Source organism: Adlercreutzia muris (genome assembly GCF_041223505.1).
In the GTDB taxonomy this organism is placed as follows: domain Bacteria; phylum Actinomycetota; class Coriobacteriia; order Coriobacteriales; family Eggerthellaceae; genus Adlercreutzia; species Adlercreutzia muris.
The window spans coordinates 35,586-51,053 of the sequence record NZ_JBCLQK010000005.1 but is presented as its reverse complement, the minus strand read 5'-3'; the positions used below and the strand labels follow the sequence as shown (position 1 = coordinate 51,053).

The window sequence follows — 15,468 nt, the reverse complement described above, 5'->3', positions numbered from 1 at the left end:
CTAGGCCTCGGCGCGCACGGCGGCGGCCACAGCGTCGGCAGCTCGCGGATCGAAGGGGTCGGGCATGATGAAATCCTCGCACAGCTCCTCGTCGGACACCAAGGCGGCCAGGGCCCGGGCGGCGGCCAGCTTCATGGGCTCGGTGATGCGCTCGGCCCGGGCCTGGAGGGCGCCCTTGAAGATGCCCGGGAAGGCCACGACGTTGTTCACCTGATTCGGAAAGTCCGAGCGTCCCGTGCCCACGACGCGGGCCCCGGCGGCCTTCGCCTCGTCGGGGAAAATTTCAGGAGTGGGGTTGGCCATGGCGAATACGATGGCGTCATCGGCCATGGAGGCCACCATCTCGCCGGTGATGGCCCCGGGCGCCGATACGCCGATGACAATATCGGCCCCGGCCATAGCATCGACCAGGGTGCCCTGGGCGTCATCCAGATTCGTCACCGCCAGCATAGCGCGCTGGGCATCGTTCATGCCCTCGTAGGCGCTGCTCAGAATACCGCGGATGTCGCACATGGTGACGTTTTCGAAGCCGTAGCTCAGCAGCAGCTTCGCAATGGCGATGCCGGCCGACCCGGCGCCGTTGACCACCACGCGGGCCGTAGTGTCCTTACCGGTCAGACGCAGGGCGTTGATGATGCCCGACAGCACCACGATGGCCGTCCCGTGCTGATCGTCGTGGAATACGGGAATGTCCAGGGCGTCGTTCAGGCGCGCCTCGATCTCGAAGCAGCGGGGCGCCGCGATGTCCTCCAAGTTGATGCCGCCGAAGGCCGGGGCGATGCGGATGACCGTCTCGATGATCTCCTCGGTGTCCTGGGTGTCCAGGCAGATGGGGAAGGCGTCCACGTCGCCGAAGCGCTTGAACAGCACGGCCTTGCCCTCCATGACCGGCATGGCCGCCGCGGGGCCGATGTTGCCCAGGCCCAGCACCGCGCTGCCGTCGGAGACAACGGCCACGGTGTTGCCCTTGATGGTGTACTCGTAGGCCGCCTCCGGGTTCTCGGCGATCACCTTGCAGGGCTCGGCCACGCCAGGCGTGTAGGCCACGGCCAGATCGTGGCGGGTGGCAATGTCCATCTTCGGGTCAAAGGCCAGCTTGCCCTTCCAGTCGGCGTGAGCCGCCAGGGCCTCCTCAGCAATGTCCATGGTTTCGCATCCTTTGAACAGGTTCTTTTAACCTGCTTATTGTAACCCATAGCGACGGACGAGGGCCGCACCAGCCCATAAGCCACGAAAAAGCCGCGCTGCGATCCCTCCCGCCCCAAATGCACGATGCACCCGGGCGGATCGCGATTTCGCGCCGCCAAACAGAGCAAAATCGCCCGCGACCCCTCTCTTTCTGCCCCGAAAGTGCAATGTGCCCGGGCGGATCGCACATTTGGGACATATCCATATGTCCGAAGGGCGCCCTATCCTCTTTTTTCCGCCCCGAATGCACGATTCACCTGAGCGCATCGCACTTTCGGGGCAGAAAGACACCGCAGCAAGGCCTCGGCGGGCCGACTTGCGCCCCGAATGCACGAGCTACCTGAGCACATCGCACTTTCGGGCGGGCAGAACGGCGCTGGCGCGATCGCGTCACAGCAACGCAGACTACCACCGGCAACATCGCAATCGCATCGTCGGCAGTACCGCAACATCGCAATCGCGTCGTCGGCAGTGCCACGACTGCAATCGCATTGCCCGCAGCACCGCGGCGCGATCGCGCTGCCGACAGCATCACAGCCGCACGGCGGGCGACACCAGCCCCCATCGTCGGCAGCACCGCAGCCGCGCAGTCGAGGGGCACCGCGGCTCCACGGGCAACTGCGCCGCGATCACGCCATCGACGAAGCCGCTGCCTCTATCTCACGATACAGATCGCGGCCGCAAGCATCGACGGCCACATAGCAGGGGAAGTCCACCAGCGTGAGCCGCCGGAGTGCCTCGGTGCCCAAATCATCCCAGCCCACCATCTCGCTGGCAACGACCGCCTTCGCCAACAGAGCCGCGACGCCGCCTACGGTGCACAGGTACACGCTGCCCGTCTCGCGGCACGCCTCCACCACTGCCGGCGAGCGCTTTCCCTTGCCGATGGCCGCCACGATGCCCGCAGCGAAGAGCTGCGGCGTGGCGAAGTCCATGCGACTGGCCGTCGTGGGCCCTACCGAGCCCAAAGGCCGGCCGGCCGCCGGCGGCGTGGGACCCGCGTAGAACAGCGTGGCACCAGCCAGGCCGAAGGGCAGCTCCCCGGTTTCTTCCAGGCATTGAAGCGCTCGCTCGTGTCCAGCGTCCCGCATGGTGTACACCGGGCCCGACAACAGCACCTCATCGCCAGCGCGAAGCTCCGCGACATCCTCGCGGGACAGCGGCAGGGAAAGCGACACGATTCTACCCACAGTGCACCGCCCTTCCGTCTCTCACCAGCGGAACACTCGCGCTGCGCATCGCGCAGCAGCCCATGTTCACCGCCACGGGCAGCGCCGCGATATGGCAGGGGGCCGTCTCCACATGCACGGCCACGGCCGTGGGCAGTCCCCCCAGGGCGGCGGGACCGATGCGCAAGGCATTCACCTCGGCGAGCAGCTCCTCCTCGAAGGCCGCGGCAGCGTCCGAGGCAGCAGGCGATCCCACCTCGCGCAAAAGCGCGTGCTTGGCCAGCCCCGCCACCTTGTCGAAAGTGGCCCCCACACCGAGTCCGATCACGAGCGGCGGACAGGCGTTGGCGGCCTTTTCCCTCACGCAGTCGAGCACCACCTCCCGCACGCCGGCCGCACCGGCCCCGGGCGGCAGCATGACCACGCGCGACGCATTGTCGGAGCCGCCCCCCTTCAACAGCACGTGCAGCGTCGCATCGGCGCCGGGCACGAACCTCACCTCGCAGAAGGCGGGCGTGTTGTCCCCGGTGTTCGCGCGGTCGAACAGGGCGTCGCGCACGAGCGACATGCGCAGGCGGCCGTCCTCGTAGGCCCGGGCCACAGCGCCGTTCACGGCCGAGAGCACATCCCCTGGCACCGTCAGCGCCTCGCCCACCTCCAGGCACACCCACACGCTGCCCGTGTCCTGGCACAGCGGCACCCCGTCGGCCGCGGCGATAGCGGCGTTTTCCAGAATGCGGTCGAGCACCCCCGCCGCCCTTGAGGCGGAAGGCGCCCCGCCGGGACGCGGATCAGCCGTCGAAACGCCGCCGTCGCGCTCTTGGCATGAGGCCTCCTCCCGCGCCCGCTCAACGGCAGCGCGGAAATCCGGACGCAGCGTCACCGCGCATTCCCGGATGGCACCGTACACAGCCCGGGCCACCGCCTCTTTGCTCAGAACCTCTTCCACAGCTCACCTCTTCCGAAAAGATGGACTGGCCGCCGACCGCCCATCACCGAATCTATTTCCCCCGGCCGCTCCCTGCGGAGCCCCTCTTCGCGGAGCCCTTGGCGCCCTTCTTCTCCGCCTTGGCCTTCTCTTCTTCCTCTTTCCCCGGGCAATCGAAGTTCGGGCACAGCTTCCACGGGCCGCGGGCGGTCTTGATCACCACCATAGGCGCGCCGCAGTGCTCGCACACCTCCTCGGTGGGGACGATGTCGCCGTACTGGGGCAGCGGGTAGCGCGTGGCGCATTCATCGAAGTTCTCGCAGGTGACCGAACGCTTCAGGGTGCGCGGGTTGCGCCGCGCGATGAGCTGCTTGTCGAGACCCTTGGCCGCGCAGGCGGGGCACTTCCCCACCACCACCTCGGGCTCCTGGTTCGTGGGGCAGTTCGGGTCGATGCACTGAGTGCGAGGCTTGCTGCGGAACGCCGTCACCTTCACCTGGGGCATGCCGCAGGTGGGGCACTTCTCGGGCACCGCCTCGATCTTGCCCTTGGGAAGCGGGAAGGTCACGTCGCAGTCGGGCCAGCCGGCGCAGCCGATGAACATCGACTTAGTCTTGTGACTCGCCCGCAGCTGGAGGTCCTTGCCGCATTTCGGGCACGGCCCCACGTAGGCATCGGCCGCCACAGCGTCCGACAGGGCCTCGGCCACTTCCTCGGAATGGGGCATCAACGTGGCCAGCTGCTCGGACAGAAGCTGGCGCGACTTCTCCACCACCTCGGCCTTGGTCACCGCGCCCTCGGCGATGCGGTCCATGGAATGCTCCAGCTCGGCGGTCATCTCGGCATGGGTGATGTGAGGGGCGAACTTATCGAGGGCCTCGATGACGGCGATGCCCAGCTGCGAGGGCTCGATGGGGTCGTTCTGCACGTACTTCACCTGGTAGAGGCGCTCGATGATGGAGGCGCGGGTCGACTTCGTGCCCAGCCCCAGCTTCTCCATCTCCTGGACGAGCTTGCCCTGGGAGTAGCGGGCGGGCGGCTCGGTCTGCTTCTTCGTGCAGGTGGCACCGTTGAAGGCGATGGTGGCGCCCTCGGCCATGGCGGGCAGCGTCTCGTCCTTCTTCAGGCCGTAGGGGTAGATGGCGCGGAAGCCGGGCACCGCCAGCACGTCGCCCTTGGCCACGAAGGGCTCGCCGGCCACATCCAGGGTCACCTTCGTGCCCTCCACCGTGGCCGGGCCCGACAGCGTGGCCAAAAAGCGGCGCGCGATCAGGTTGTACAGCTTGTAGTCGGCCGCCGACAGATCGTCGGGCGTGGCCGCCGCCGTGGGATAGATGGGCGGGTGGTCGGTGGTCTCGGTCTTGCCCCGGGTGGCCTTCAGGGGCCCGGCCGCCAAAAGCTCGCGACAGTAGGGGCCATAGGCCGGGTTGCCCGCGATGGCGTTCACCACTTCGGCCAGATCGAGCGAGTCGGGGTACACCGTGTTGTCCACACGGGGGTAGGAGATGTAGCCGTCCATGTACAGGCTCTCGGCGATGCGCATGCAGCGGGCCGGGCTGATGCCCTCGGCCGAGGCGGCCGCCATGAGCGAGGTGGTGTTGAAGGGCACGGGCGGGGCTACGGTGCGCTTCTTCTTCTCCACCGACACCACGCGCGCGCTCGTGGCACCCGCGACATGGTCCATAGCCGCGCTGGCCTCAGCCTCCACCTTGAAGCGGGCCGTGGCGTGCGGGGCTTCGAAGGCCTCGGGGCCCTCCCCCGGGGTGGGACCGGCCGTCGCGCCGGCGTCGAAGGCGCCGCGGATGACCCAGTAGTCCTCGGGCACAAACGCCATGCGCTCGCGCTCGCGCTCGACGATGATGGCGAGCGTGGGCGTCTGCACGCGGCCCGAGGAGCGCACGTTGCCGTAACCGGCGAACTTCACCAGGGTGAGGTAGCGGGTGAGCACCGCACCCCAGATAAGGTCGATGTCGCGGCGCGACCCGCCGGCCGCGGCCAGATCGTCGTCCATGGGCACCAGGTTCGCGAAGGCATGGGTGATCTCGGGCTTGGTGAATGCCGAGTAGCGGGCGCGGGACACCGGAGCCGTAGCGTTCACCTCGCGGCAGCAGGCCAAAGCATCCGAGCCGATAAGCTCGCCCTCGCGGTCGAAGTCGGTGGCGATCACGATGGAGTCGGCCTTCTTCGCCAGGTTCTTCAGCGAGCGGATGATGTCCTTCTCCTTGGGCAGCTTCTCGATGGGCGCGTAGATGAGATAGGGCAGCGCCTCCATCTTCCAACCCTTCAGCTCCACGCCGTCGGCAGTGAAGGGCTTCTTCTTTTTGAAGGGGGGCACCGGCAAGGCGGCCGGCAGCACGGCGGGCACGGCCTCGCCTTCCGCGGTCACGCCGGACCAGCCGCCGCGCTTCTTATATATAAGGGACGGGGTGAAGTCGGGCTCCAGGATGTGACCGCGCAGGCCGATGGTCACCCACTCCTCGCCGTCCACATCGAATCGGTACACCGGGGTGTTGAACACCTTGTCGGCCTTGGGCTTCGTGACACCCAGCAGATCGGCGATCTTGACCGCCGCATCATTCTTCTCGGTGACGATCAGCTTCATATACGATCTCCTCCCTAGGGCCGCGCTCGGGCGCGGGCCAATGACATTCGCACGATTCCCCATTCAAGTTTTACGTGCGCGGGGTTTTGCAGGAACGCGAAGGACGGCGCTCGGGGCCGCGTTTCCACGTGGGGCTAAAGGATACACGATTTCGGCAGCGGCGCAAGAAGAATACGACGGCCGCCCGCATCCGCCTCCGCCGGCCGCGACCAGCCGGCCCGGGCAGCGGAGCGCCATCAGCGGCCGTGGTCATTCCCTGGACATCTCATCGCCAACCTTTGAAGATGCTGCGGGGTATTTATGAAGGAAGGGCCGCCCAAGGTACCATGGACCCACGGCACCGTCGAATTGCAGCACAGATTCGCCGAAACCGACCACGGTACGCACCACCGACGGCGCCTTTCGCCGACCCTTCTGGTCGGGAGCTGACGAGAGTGGGTCTGCGCGGACCCATGGAGGATGGCGGGGAGGCGGCCCGAGAGCCGCTGGCGCGAGGAGGCCCCTATGGACAAGATCATCAAGGCCCTCATCGGCCTCATCTTTGCATTCATCGCCCTGGTGGGCATTTTCGGCATCCTGCCCCAATTGGGCCTGGAATCCCCTTTCGCAAATTTCCAGAACCCCCTGGCGGGGCTGTTCGAGCAAGGCAAGAACGCCGCCGCCAACGCCGCCCTGGACGCCACGGGCCTGAAGAGCAAGGCGAAGGCCGCTCTGGAAGGCAACCGCGACAAGATCGCTGCGGCCACGGGCATGTCCGACGCGGAGGTGGACGCCGCCATCGCCGCGCTCGACATCGACAGCTGGGAGGTAACGAGCCTGCCTGACGGCGCCACCGAGACCGGCACCTCCTCCATCAGCTACGGAGGCACCGACGCCACCATCACCACCTATGACGACCCCGGGGTGGTCACCGTGAACGCCATGGGGCAGGACGTCACCCTCGCCGTGCCCGACTCCGCCCAGGACTACCTGCCGTTTTTGGGATACTTGGGGTAGCGCTTCCGCACACCCCTACCGCGCGCCCTTGAGGCGCTTCTGGTAGGCGCGCACGAACTGAGAGAGGGTGAAGCACACCGCGAAGTAGATGAGCGCCAGAAGCCCGAAGATGGCGAAGATCTGCACCGTGGAGTTGAAGCTGTTCATGAGGATCATGCCGCGGCCCATCAGTTCCTGCAGCGCCATGGCGCCCCACAGATACGACGTGTCCTTGATGGTGGTCACGAACTGCGACAGCAGCGCCGGCACCATGTTGCGCAGCGCCTGGGGCAGGATGATGAGCACGTACATCTGCGGAGCCGAGAAGCCCTGGGAACGGGCCGCCTCGTACTGGCCCGCGGGCACGCTGGCCAAGCCCCCGCGCACGATCTCGGCCACCGAGGCCGCTGTGAACAGGGTGAACGCTACCACGGCTGCGGGCAGGGGCGGCAGCTGGGCCACGAAGAACGTGAACATGATCCACAGCAAAAGCGGCGTGTTCTTGAACAGCTCCACGTAGGCGATGGAGATGCCGCGCATCACGCGCAGCCGCGAGCCGCGCATGATGGAGATGACCGCGCCGAGCACCACCGAGCAGGCGATGGACAGCGCCGAGATGACGAGCGTGAGCCCCAGGCCCTCCAGAAGGAACCGCAGGTTCGTCCAGGTGAGCAGCGCTATGATATCGCTCATTTCCGGCCTCCTCTCCCGCGACGCGCGCCGCCGGCCTGACGCCGCCGATCCCGCGAGGCGAAGCGCTTCGCGTGGCCCTTGCGGGGCTTGCGGGGGCGCGGACAGCTGCCGTGGGCCGGGTCGGGCCAGGCCCCGCGGTCAACCCCGTACAGCTCGACGTAGGTGAGGTAGCGGCCCTTGTCGCTCACCGGCGGCACGAGCGAGGTCGTGCCCTCCATCATCGTCGTCACGCCGCCGGCCAGAGCCGCCGCGGCCGCCCGCCCGGTCAGGTCGTGGGTGCCCGGGGTCACCTCGGCGCCGTCGGCCTCCAACACCTCGGTGGCATCGCCCGTCACCACGTGGCGGCGGCTGCGCATACGGCGCTCCAGGTACACCGCCGCCCGCGACAGGGGGAAGCAGATGGCGAAGTACAGCACCGCGGCCGCCACATAGGCCGGCCCGTAGTAGCTCGTGTCGCCGGCGAAGGAGTTGGAGAAGTACATGAGCTCGCCGCCGGCGATAAGGGCCAGCACACTCGTGTTCTTCACCAAATTCGCCGCTTGCACGGCCAAAGGAGGCAGGATGATGCGCATGGCCTGGGGCAGAATGACGAGCATCATGGTCTGCAGGTAGGTAAAGCCCTGGCTCTTTGCCGCCTCGAACTGCCCGCGGTGGATGGACCCGATGCCGCTGCGCACCACTTCGGACATGTAGGCGCCGTGGTACACCCCGATGGCCAGCACGCCGATCCAGAACGACGCGAGCGAGAGCCCCAGCAGCGGAAACACCGCGTACAGCACGAACACCTGCAAAAGCAGCGGCACGTTCTGCACCACCTCCACGTACAGGCGGGCCACGGCGCGCAGGGGCTTGAAACGCGACACCGACAGCATGCTGAAGACGAACCCCAGCGCCAGCGCCAGCACGAGGGCGCCGGCCGAGATGCCCACGGTGGTGCCGAAGGCGGCGAGGATGTCGGGCCAGCGCGCGAAGAGCGCCTCCCACTTATAGGGCGCGAAGATCTCCCCCATCACGCACCTCCTCCGCGCACCGGCGCATCGTCGGCTGCATCCCCCGCGCCGAGTCCCGTGCTGCCGGCTGCCTGCTCCGCCTCCACGACGGCCTCGGTCACAAGCGACAGCCCCCAGCGTTCCTTCAGCGAGGCCAGCGTGCCGTCGGCCTCCATGGCCGCGATGGCGGCGTCCACCTGGCCTGTCAGCTCGCTGCCCTTGGCCGTGGCCACGCCGTACTCCTGGGGCGCGAACTGCGTGTCGAGCAGCTGTGTCGTATCGTCCTGGTAGCCCAGCAGAATGGAGCGGTCCACCGAGAAGGCGTCCACCCGCCCCACCACGAGCGCGATCTTGATCTCGGGATAGGTGGCGTACTCGGCGAAGTTCAGCGTGATGCCGAGCGCATCGGCCGCCTCGCGCAGCTTGTCCTTCGTGGTGGCCGACAGCGCCACGCCCACGGTCTTGCCGTCAAGGCCGGCCAAATCCGAAATACCCGAGTCCTTCTTCACCAGAATGCCGATGGTATCGATGTAGTACGGCCGCGAGAAATCGTAGCTGCGGCGGCGATCCTCGGTGATGGTGAAGGTGGCCAGCGCCGCGTCGAGCGCCCCGTTGTCCAGCATGGCGCCGCGGGTGGTGGCGTTCACCCCGGTGAGCTCGAGCGCGTTCGCATCGCCCTTGATGCGGGCGGCGAGCTCGCGGGCCACATCCACCTCCAGGCCCTCCACGTTGCCCGTCTCGGGGTTCTGGAAGCCGAAGCCGGGCACGTCTACCTTGGTGCCCACCCGCAGCACGTCGCCGGCCGGCGCGCAGCCGGCCATAGGCAGCGCAGCGCCCAGGGCCACCGCACCGGCCGCCGCGGCTGCCGTGCGAACGAAGACGCGGCGCGTGAGAAGTCGCTTTCCCATGACAGCCCCCCTACAGTATCTTCGAGAGGAAGGCCTGCACGCGCTCGTTGGAGTCGGGCCCGAACAGGTACTCCGGCGTGCCGGCATCTACCACGAGGCCGTTTTCCATGAACACCACCTTGTCGGCGGCATCGCGGGCAAGGCCCATCTCGTGGGTTACCATCACGATGGTCATGTTCGTCTCGGCAAGCGACTTGATGACGTCGAGCACCTCGTTCACCATCTCGGGGTCCAGCGCGCTCGTCGGCTCGTCCAACAGCATGATCTTCGGGTGCATGTTCAGCGCTCGGGCGATGGCCACGCGCTGCTGCTGGCCGCCCGAGAGCTGGTCGGGATACTTGTCCAGCTTGCTCGTAAGGCCCACGCGCTCTAAGTACTCCAGCGCCCGCGCCTTCGCCTCGGCGGCGGGCACCTTCAGCACCTTCTCGGGCGCGAAGGTGACGTTTTCCAGCACGGTCTTGTGCGGGTACAGGTTGTAGCCCTGGAACACCATGGCCACCCGGCTTGCCAGGGCACGGCTGTTCACCTTGCGGGCCATAAGATCCATCCCGTCCACGGTAAGCTCGCCGGAATCGGGGCGCTCCAGCGCGTTCATGCAACGGATGAGCACGCTTTTCCCCGAGCCTGACGGCCCGATGACGACCACCTTCTCGCCCTCGGCCACATCGAGGGACACGCCTTTCAAGGCCTCCACGTGCCCGAAGTTCTTCTTGAGATCTTTCGCGGAGATAAGAGGCTCCATCACATCCCACGCTCCTATCTGGCAGGTTGCACCGAATAGATTGGTGGGATTGTAACGTTCAGCTTGCAGGTCGTGGTTTCGCCGCCGCAACGGCTTTTTCACGGCTCATTGACAGGCTGTCACGACGCGGCGATCGCCTCCGTCGCATCAGTTGCCCGGGCCGCCTCGGCGTCCTCGCGGGCCAGCACCGTCTGCATGGCGGCGATGGCGCACTCCATCTGGGCATCGTCGGGCTCGTGGGTGGTCAGGTACTGCATCTGCATGCCCGGCCACAGAATCACCTTCACAAGCGGGTTGTCCGGATGGCTTCCCGCCCACTTCACCGTGATCTCGTAGGAGATGCCGGCGATCACGGGCATGAGCACGATGCGCGCCACGATGACCAAGAGCAGCTTGGGCAGGCCGTCGGGCACCCCGAAGCCGGCGATGATGGCGTTCAGGGGGAAGATGGTGTACACCAGAATGGCGATGACCATCACCATGATGAGGAAGGCCGTGCCGCAGCGCACGTGCAGGCGCGGGAACTGCCGGGCGTTCTCGGGCGTCATGGGCAGCCCGTGCTCGAAGCAGTGGATGGCCTTGTGCTCGGCGCCGTGGTACATGAACATGCGCTTGATGTCCTCCATGCGCCCGATGAGCCAGATATAGAACACGAATACCGCCACACGCAGAAGGCCGTCCACGATGTTCCAGGCCAAGGTGTGGTCGTCGTACTCCCCCACAATGAGGTTCGTCACGGCCGCCGGCGCCACGATGAACAGCACCACACCCAGCACGAGCCCCACGATCATGGAGATCATCATCTCGCGGTGCCCGAACTCCTCTTCTTCCTCGCGCGTCTCGGCATCTTCGGTCAGCGTCGTCTCGTAGTCCACGGCCTCGGCCGAAGCCTCCGCAGCGGCTTTCTGCTCGCCCTCCTCGTCGCCGAAGGCGTGCAGCGCGGCGATCTCCAAGGCCTTGAAGCCCAGCATGAGCGACTCCACGAGCGCCCGGCAGCCGCGCACGAGCGGCCAGTACATCCAGCCGTTCTTGTCCTGGCCGCTCTTCAGATCGTGCTCTTCCACATAGATGGCGCCGCTCGGCTCGCGCACGGCCACGGCCCAGTTGTACTTGCCGCGCATCATCACGCCCTCGATGAGGGCCTGGCCGCCCACGTGGGTCTTAATGGCCCCGTCCTCGGAAAAGGCGCGGGACAGATCGCTCTTCTGCTTTGCCATGGGTCCTTCGTATCTCTTTTCGCTCTCGAATACCTCGCTTGACGCGCCCCGACAAGCGGGGCGGCGCCGAACCGCCTACTGGTCCAACGTCGCGCGATCCACGCGCGCAAACGGGTTGCCGCAGGTCATCTTCCCCTCGGGGCAAATGCCGTGCACGCAGGGCGCGCCGGCGTCGGCGAAGATGTAGGGAGCCGTGGGACGCGCCAGCTCCAGCATCTTCCAGGCCAGATCGCGAATCTCCCACTGAGCGCGGTTGCAGCAGCGCAGCTCGAAGAAGTGCAGCAGCTCGCGCACGTTCATGGTGATGACGATCTTCGTCTCAGCGGCGTTGGGAAGAAGGTAGCGCGCGTCCTCGGCGGGAATACCGGCCTCCACCAACACGCGGTAGGCCTCGGTCACCTTCGCGATGGCCTCGTCGAACAGGGCGTCCGTCTCGGGGTCGGCGGCCACACTGGCCGGCTTCACCACGGGAATCTCGCCCTTGAACTTCACATAGCGCTGGGACTGCTGGTTGAAACTGGCGATGCGGTGGCGCACCAGCTGGTGGGTGAGCGCCCGGGACACACCGTCCACGGCGAAGGTGTAGCTCGCGTGCTCCAAGGTGGAGAAGTGCCCCGAGCCCATGATGGTGGACAGCACCGACCGCACCCGCTCAGGCGGCATGGTCTCCATGAGCTCGCTCGCCCCCACGGGCGCGTAGCACAGGCGCGCGGCCGTGGCGATGGCGCGCTCGGGGTCGGGCGTATGGTACAGAAGCTCTACCTGCATGAGGCTCTCCTTGAAGTCGTTCGCTGAGAGTCTTCGCCTGTCGGAGACGGCCGGCATCCTGATTCGCTCAGACAGTCCTCGCTTAGGAGAACAGCCCGCTGGGCTGTTCTCGTCGCTGCGGAACTCGCTCGGTCAGGACACCGGCCGCCTCCTCCGCACTCCTCCTTGCTCGGGAGCCGCTATCAGCGATTCTTTTCATTCCGGAGAAGTATAATGGCTGGACGACCGACGATATGGCTGGGAGGCCCCATGCACGACGAATTTACACCCCTGCTCGGCTCAACGGATTGGAACGAGGAGTGGAAAGAGCTCCAGAAGCTGCGGCGCCATGCCGACGACGCCTCGTTCTGGGACAAGCGCTCCGCCACCTTCACCACCAAAGACGCCCCGAACCGCTACGTGGAGCAGTTCCTGGCCTATGCCGCCATCCGCCCCGGCGAGACAGTGTTCGATATGGGCTGCGGCACCGGCGCTTTGGCCGTGCCCCTCGGCGAGGCCGGGCACAAGGTGGTGGCCGCCGACTTCTCCCGGGGCATGCTCGACCAGATGCAGGTCCGGCTCGATGCCGCAGGCGTGCGCACGGTCTTCCCCAAGCTCATGAGCTGGGAAGACGATTGGCCTGCCTTCGGCGTGCGCGCGGGCATGACCGACGTGGCTATCGCCTCGCGCTCCATCGCCACCGTCGATCTGCGCGACTCCCTGCTGCGGCTTTCCGAGGTGGCGCGCCGGCGCGTGTGCATCACCCTGGCCACCGCCTCCTCCCCGCGTGTGGACGAGCGCATCCTGGCCGCCGCGGGGCTGCCCTGCCTGATCGGGCGCGACTACCTCTACGCCTTCAACATCTTGGCGGCCGAGGGCATCAAGGCAGAAGTACGCTACATCGCGAGCACCCGCGAGGACACGTTCGCAACCCCTGAGGACGCCTTCGAGAAGCTGGCCGCCATGATCGACGATTCCTCGGCCGTGCAGGCCTCTGCTGCCGAGCGGGAGCGCGCCCGCGCCAACCTGCGCGAATGGCTCGCCGTCAACCTGGTGCCCAACGAGCACGCTGGCGAACCCGATTGCAAGGGCGTGGCCCAAGGCGCCTGGCGCCTCGCCGAGCCCCGCACCGTCACCTGGGCCTTCCTCGCCTGGAACACCGACGGCACCGCGTAAGGGCGTTCCGGACAGGCAGCCCCCTCCTTCCGCGCACCGAACATGAGGGCCCTCCACGCCGCGATCCATGCGAAAGAAAAAAGAAGGGCTCCGGAATATCCGGAGCCCTTCGGCGTTGATGGAGTATCTAAAGCTTAGAGACGTTCCACGTTGCTCGCCTGCAGCTTGCCGTTCTGGCCCTCGGTCACCTCGAAGGTAACGGCGTCGCCCTCGTTGAGGGTCTTGAAGCCCGACATCTTGATCTCAGAGAAGTGAACGAACAGATCCTCGCCGTCGTTCTGAGAAATGAAGCCGTAGCCCTTCTCGGGGTTGAACCACTTGACAGTGCCTTCCGCCATGATGCTTTCCTCTTTCCTCCCTCCCGTCCTCCGAGAGGGGATAGTAACACGGGCCCTGAGGCCCCAGCTCCCCATTTAGGAGCGCCCCATCACTATACGCTAAGTTGCGCGGTTTTTCGCGGGGAATTCCCGCTATTCTGCCGCCTCCTCAAGAAAAGCCTCAAGTTCTTGATCGGTCATCGCCTCCGAAGGCAGTTCGTGCCCAAAAGCGGCGGCCAGGGCCCGGGCCTGGCTCGAGCGCAAGGCGGCCATATCGTCGTTGGCCGCCTCGGCGTAGTAGCGGGACGAGAGCAAGAGGCTGCGGGCGATGTGCTCCGTCAGGTGCGGGTCTACCCCCGACACCTGCAGGATAGCAGCCATGGAGTCCGGCGCCAGGGAAAGCAGTGCCTCGCCGTCCAGGTCGGTGGCCTCCCCCACTGCCATATCCAGCATCCGCGCGGCCCCGTCGGGATCCTCCTCTCCCGCCGCCCGCTCCATGGACCGCCGAATAGCTCCCATGAGCTGGGCGATAATGCGCATCAGATAATCTTGCTCGAACACAGTTGCTCCTCCAATAACTCCGCAGGGGCGCCTTTCGGGGCGCCTGCCTTCCTCCTCCAAATGGAACAAGCCTCTTTCGCGCCTTCGTAGGGGCGGACCTTCAGGCCGGCCGCCCGACAACGTCAGCGCCCGCAGGGAGGGGCGGCCGAAATCGACTCGGACCGAGCTAACAGCCCTCGGGCGCCATAAGGCCCAAGTGCTCCCAGGCGCCGGGGGTGGCCTGGCGACCCTTGGGCGTGCGCATCATCAAGCCCTGCTGCATGAGGTAGGGCTCGTACACGTCTTCCACCGTATCGGGGTCTTCCGCCAGGGCGCTCGCCAGAGTGGTCAGCCCCACCGGGCGCCCCGAGAACTGCACGCAGAGCACCTCCAGCAGGCGGTTGTCCACCGCATCGAGCCCCAGGTGGTCCACCTCGAAGAACGTGAGGGCCTCGGCTGCCACGTCCTCGGTGATGGCGCCGTCGCCGCGTACCTGGGCCCAGTCGCGCACGCGCTTCAGCAGGCGGTTCGCCAGACGGGGCGTGCCGCGGGAGCGCCGCGCGATTTCCAGGGCGCCCTCCTCGTCGATGGACACGTTCAGGATAGCAGCCGACCGGCACACGATGAGCGCCAGCTCCTCGGGCGTGTAGTACTGCAGGCGGAAGGCCACGCCGAAGCGGTCGCGCAAAGGGCCGGTGAGCAGGCCCGTGCGTGTGGTGGCTCCGATGAGCGTGAAGCGCGGCAGATCGAGGCGGATGGAGCGGGCCGCCGGCCCCTTGCCCACCACGATGTCCAGCTCGAAATCTTCCAGCGCCGGGTACAGCACCTCCTCCACCATGCGGTTCAGGCGGTGGATCTCGTCGATGAACAGCACGTCGCCCTCTTCGAGGTTCGTGAGGATGGCGGCCAAGTCCCCCGTGCGGGCGATAGCCGGCCCCGAGGTGGTGCGGATGGAAGCGCCCAGCTCGTTGGCCACCACCGTGGCGAGCGTGGTCTTGCCCAGGCCCGGAGGCCCCGAGAACAAAATGTGGTCGGCCACATCGCCCCGGGCCCGGGCCGCGTCGATCATAATGCCGAGCGATTCCTTCACCTTGGTCTGACCCAGGTAGTCGTCCAGCCGCTTCGGCCGCAGCGAGAAATCCAGTTCCAGGTCGTCTTCGGTGAAGGTGGGGGCCACGGCCCGCTCGCGGCCCTCGGCCGTCGCGCGCCCCGAAGACGCGCCGCCATCGGCCACGTACCCGATGCCCTCTATGTCCAGATCAAATGCCATGGCTGCC

15 protein-coding genes are annotated in these 15,468 nt (G+C 66.7%); 2 read left to right on the top strand and 13 right to left on the bottom strand.

The genetic code is table 11. The annotated features are described in order from the left end of the window. The 4 genes from AAK988_RS06080 to AAK988_RS06065 form a co-directional block, all read right to left on the bottom strand. Window positions 1-1,146, bottom strand: coding sequence for an NAD(P)-dependent malic enzyme (locus AAK988_RS06080; protein WP_135971005.1), 1,146 nt, complete (start codon window positions 1,144-1,146; stop codon window positions 1-3). Window positions 1,147-1,817: 671 nt separating this feature from the next. After that, window positions 1,818-2,378 carry a FumA C-terminus/TtdB family hydratase beta subunit gene (locus AAK988_RS06075; RefSeq protein WP_369873237.1) on the bottom strand — a complete coding sequence of 187 codons (561 nt, stop codon included), beginning with the start codon at window positions 2,376-2,378 and terminating at the stop codon, window positions 1,818-1,820. After that, window positions 2,371-3,306, bottom strand: a complete 936-nt coding sequence (locus AAK988_RS06070) for a fumarate hydratase (RefSeq protein WP_369873236.1) — start codon at window positions 3,304-3,306, stop codon at window positions 2,371-2,373. The genes AAK988_RS06075 and AAK988_RS06070 overlap by 8 nt, the downstream gene beginning before the upstream one ends. A gap of 52 nt (window positions 3,307-3,358) precedes the next feature. After that, window positions 3,359-5,887, bottom strand: a complete 2,529-nt coding sequence (locus AAK988_RS06065) for a DNA topoisomerase I (protein WP_369880501.1) — start codon at window positions 5,885-5,887, stop codon at window positions 3,359-3,361. Window positions 5,888-6,391: 504 nt separating this feature from the next. Between AAK988_RS06065 and AAK988_RS06060 the strand changes: the two genes are divergently transcribed. Beyond that, on the top strand, window positions 6,392-6,883 hold the full coding sequence (locus AAK988_RS06060; RefSeq protein WP_242369444.1) for a hypothetical protein: 492 nt from the start codon (window positions 6,392-6,394) through the stop codon (window positions 6,881-6,883). Window positions 6,884-6,898: 15 nt separating this feature from the next. Here AAK988_RS06060 and AAK988_RS06055 read toward each other — a convergent pair whose 3' ends face one another. The 6 genes from AAK988_RS06055 to thyX form a co-directional block, all read right to left on the bottom strand. Next, a complete protein-coding gene (locus AAK988_RS06055; RefSeq protein ID WP_160346368.1) occupies window positions 6,899-7,555 on the bottom strand; it encodes an amino acid ABC transporter permease in 657 nt (218 codons plus the stop codon). Further along, window positions 7,552-8,565 (bottom strand): amino acid ABC transporter permease, encoded by a 1,014-nt coding sequence (locus AAK988_RS06050; protein WP_369880527.1) that lies wholly within the window; start codon window positions 8,563-8,565, stop codon window positions 7,552-7,554. The genes AAK988_RS06055 and AAK988_RS06050 overlap by 4 nt, the downstream gene beginning before the upstream one ends. Next, window positions 8,565-9,452, bottom strand: a complete 888-nt coding sequence (locus AAK988_RS06045; protein WP_369880500.1) for a transporter substrate-binding domain-containing protein — start codon at window positions 9,450-9,452, stop codon at window positions 8,565-8,567. The genes AAK988_RS06050 and AAK988_RS06045 overlap by 1 nt, the downstream gene beginning before the upstream one ends. A gap of 10 nt (window positions 9,453-9,462) precedes the next feature. After that, a complete protein-coding gene (locus tag AAK988_RS06040; RefSeq protein WP_135971631.1) occupies window positions 9,463-10,194 on the bottom strand; it encodes an amino acid ABC transporter ATP-binding protein in 732 nt (243 codons plus the stop codon). Window positions 10,195-10,313: 119 nt separating this feature from the next. After that, the gene (locus AAK988_RS06035; protein ID WP_369880499.1) at window positions 10,314-11,411 is read right to left on the bottom strand and encodes a DUF1385 domain-containing protein; all 1,098 of its coding nucleotides are present in this window, start codon (window positions 11,409-11,411) and stop codon (window positions 10,314-10,316) included. A gap of 75 nt (window positions 11,412-11,486) precedes the next feature. Next, window positions 11,487-12,179, bottom strand: a complete 693-nt coding sequence (thyX, locus tag AAK988_RS06030) for an FAD-dependent thymidylate synthase (RefSeq protein WP_369873232.1) — start codon at window positions 12,177-12,179, stop codon at window positions 11,487-11,489. A gap of 249 nt (window positions 12,180-12,428) precedes the next feature. Here thyX and AAK988_RS06025 point away from each other — a divergent pair, with 249 nt between their 5' ends. Further along, on the top strand, window positions 12,429-13,334 hold the full coding sequence (locus tag AAK988_RS06025) for a class I SAM-dependent methyltransferase (RefSeq protein WP_369873231.1): 906 nt from the start codon (window positions 12,429-12,431) through the stop codon (window positions 13,332-13,334). A 134-nt stretch (window positions 13,335-13,468) separates the two neighbouring features. Here AAK988_RS06025 and AAK988_RS06020 read toward each other — a convergent pair whose 3' ends face one another. The 3 genes from AAK988_RS06020 to ruvB all read right to left on the bottom strand — a co-directional run bounded on the left by AAK988_RS06020 (window position 13,469) and on the right by ruvB (window position 15,461). Continuing rightward, on the bottom strand, window positions 13,469-13,672 hold the full coding sequence (locus AAK988_RS06020) for a cold-shock protein (protein ID WP_016309120.1): 204 nt from the start codon (window positions 13,670-13,672) through the stop codon (window positions 13,469-13,471). A gap of 132 nt (window positions 13,673-13,804) precedes the next feature. Further along, on the bottom strand, window positions 13,805-14,212 hold the full coding sequence (locus AAK988_RS06015) for a hypothetical protein (protein WP_160346356.1): 408 nt from the start codon (window positions 14,210-14,212) through the stop codon (window positions 13,805-13,807). A gap of 166 nt (window positions 14,213-14,378) precedes the next feature. Further along, entirely contained in the window at window positions 14,379-15,461 is a 1,083-nt protein-coding gene (ruvB, locus tag AAK988_RS06010) for a Holliday junction branch migration DNA helicase RuvB (RefSeq protein WP_160346354.1), read from the bottom strand. Window positions 15,462-15,468: the final 7 nt, after the last annotated feature.

Coding starts and splice junctions, on each gene's coding strand:
- ruvB (WP_160346354.1), bottom strand. CDS start 15,461: ATGGCATTTGATCTGGACATAGAGGGCATCGGGTACGTGGCCGATGGC.
- AAK988_RS06025 (WP_369873231.1), top strand. CDS start 12,429: ATGCACGACGAATTTACACCCCTGCTCGGCTCAACGGATTGGAACGAG.
- AAK988_RS06065 (WP_369880501.1), bottom strand. CDS start 5,887: ATGAAGCTGATCGTCACCGAGAAGAATGATGCGGCGGTCAAGATCGCC.
- AAK988_RS06050 (WP_369880527.1), bottom strand. CDS start 8,565: ATGGGGGAGATCTTCGCGCCCTATAAGTGGGAGGCGCTCTTCGCGCGC.
- AAK988_RS06055 (WP_160346368.1), bottom strand. CDS start 7,555: ATGAGCGATATCATAGCGCTGCTCACCTGGACGAACCTGCGGTTCCTT.
- AAK988_RS06035 (WP_369880499.1), bottom strand. CDS start 11,411: ATGGCAAAGCAGAAGAGCGATCTGTCCCGCGCCTTTTCCGAGGACGGG.
- AAK988_RS06045 (WP_369880500.1), bottom strand. CDS start 9,452: ATGGGAAAGCGACTTCTCACGCGCCGCGTCTTCGTTCGCACGGCAGCC.
- thyX (WP_369873232.1), bottom strand. CDS start 12,179: ATGCAGGTAGAGCTTCTGTACCATACGCCCGACCCCGAGCGCGCCATC.
- AAK988_RS06060 (WP_242369444.1), top strand. CDS start 6,392: ATGGACAAGATCATCAAGGCCCTCATCGGCCTCATCTTTGCATTCATC.
- AAK988_RS06040 (WP_135971631.1), bottom strand. CDS start 10,194: ATGGAGCCTCTTATCTCCGCGAAAGATCTCAAGAAGAACTTCGGGCAC.
- AAK988_RS06020 (WP_016309120.1), bottom strand. CDS start 13,672: ATGGCGGAAGGCACTGTCAAGTGGTTCAACCCCGAGAAGGGCTACGGC.
- AAK988_RS06080 (WP_135971005.1), bottom strand. CDS start 1,146: ATGGACATTGCTGAGGAGGCCCTGGCGGCTCACGCCGACTGGAAGGGC.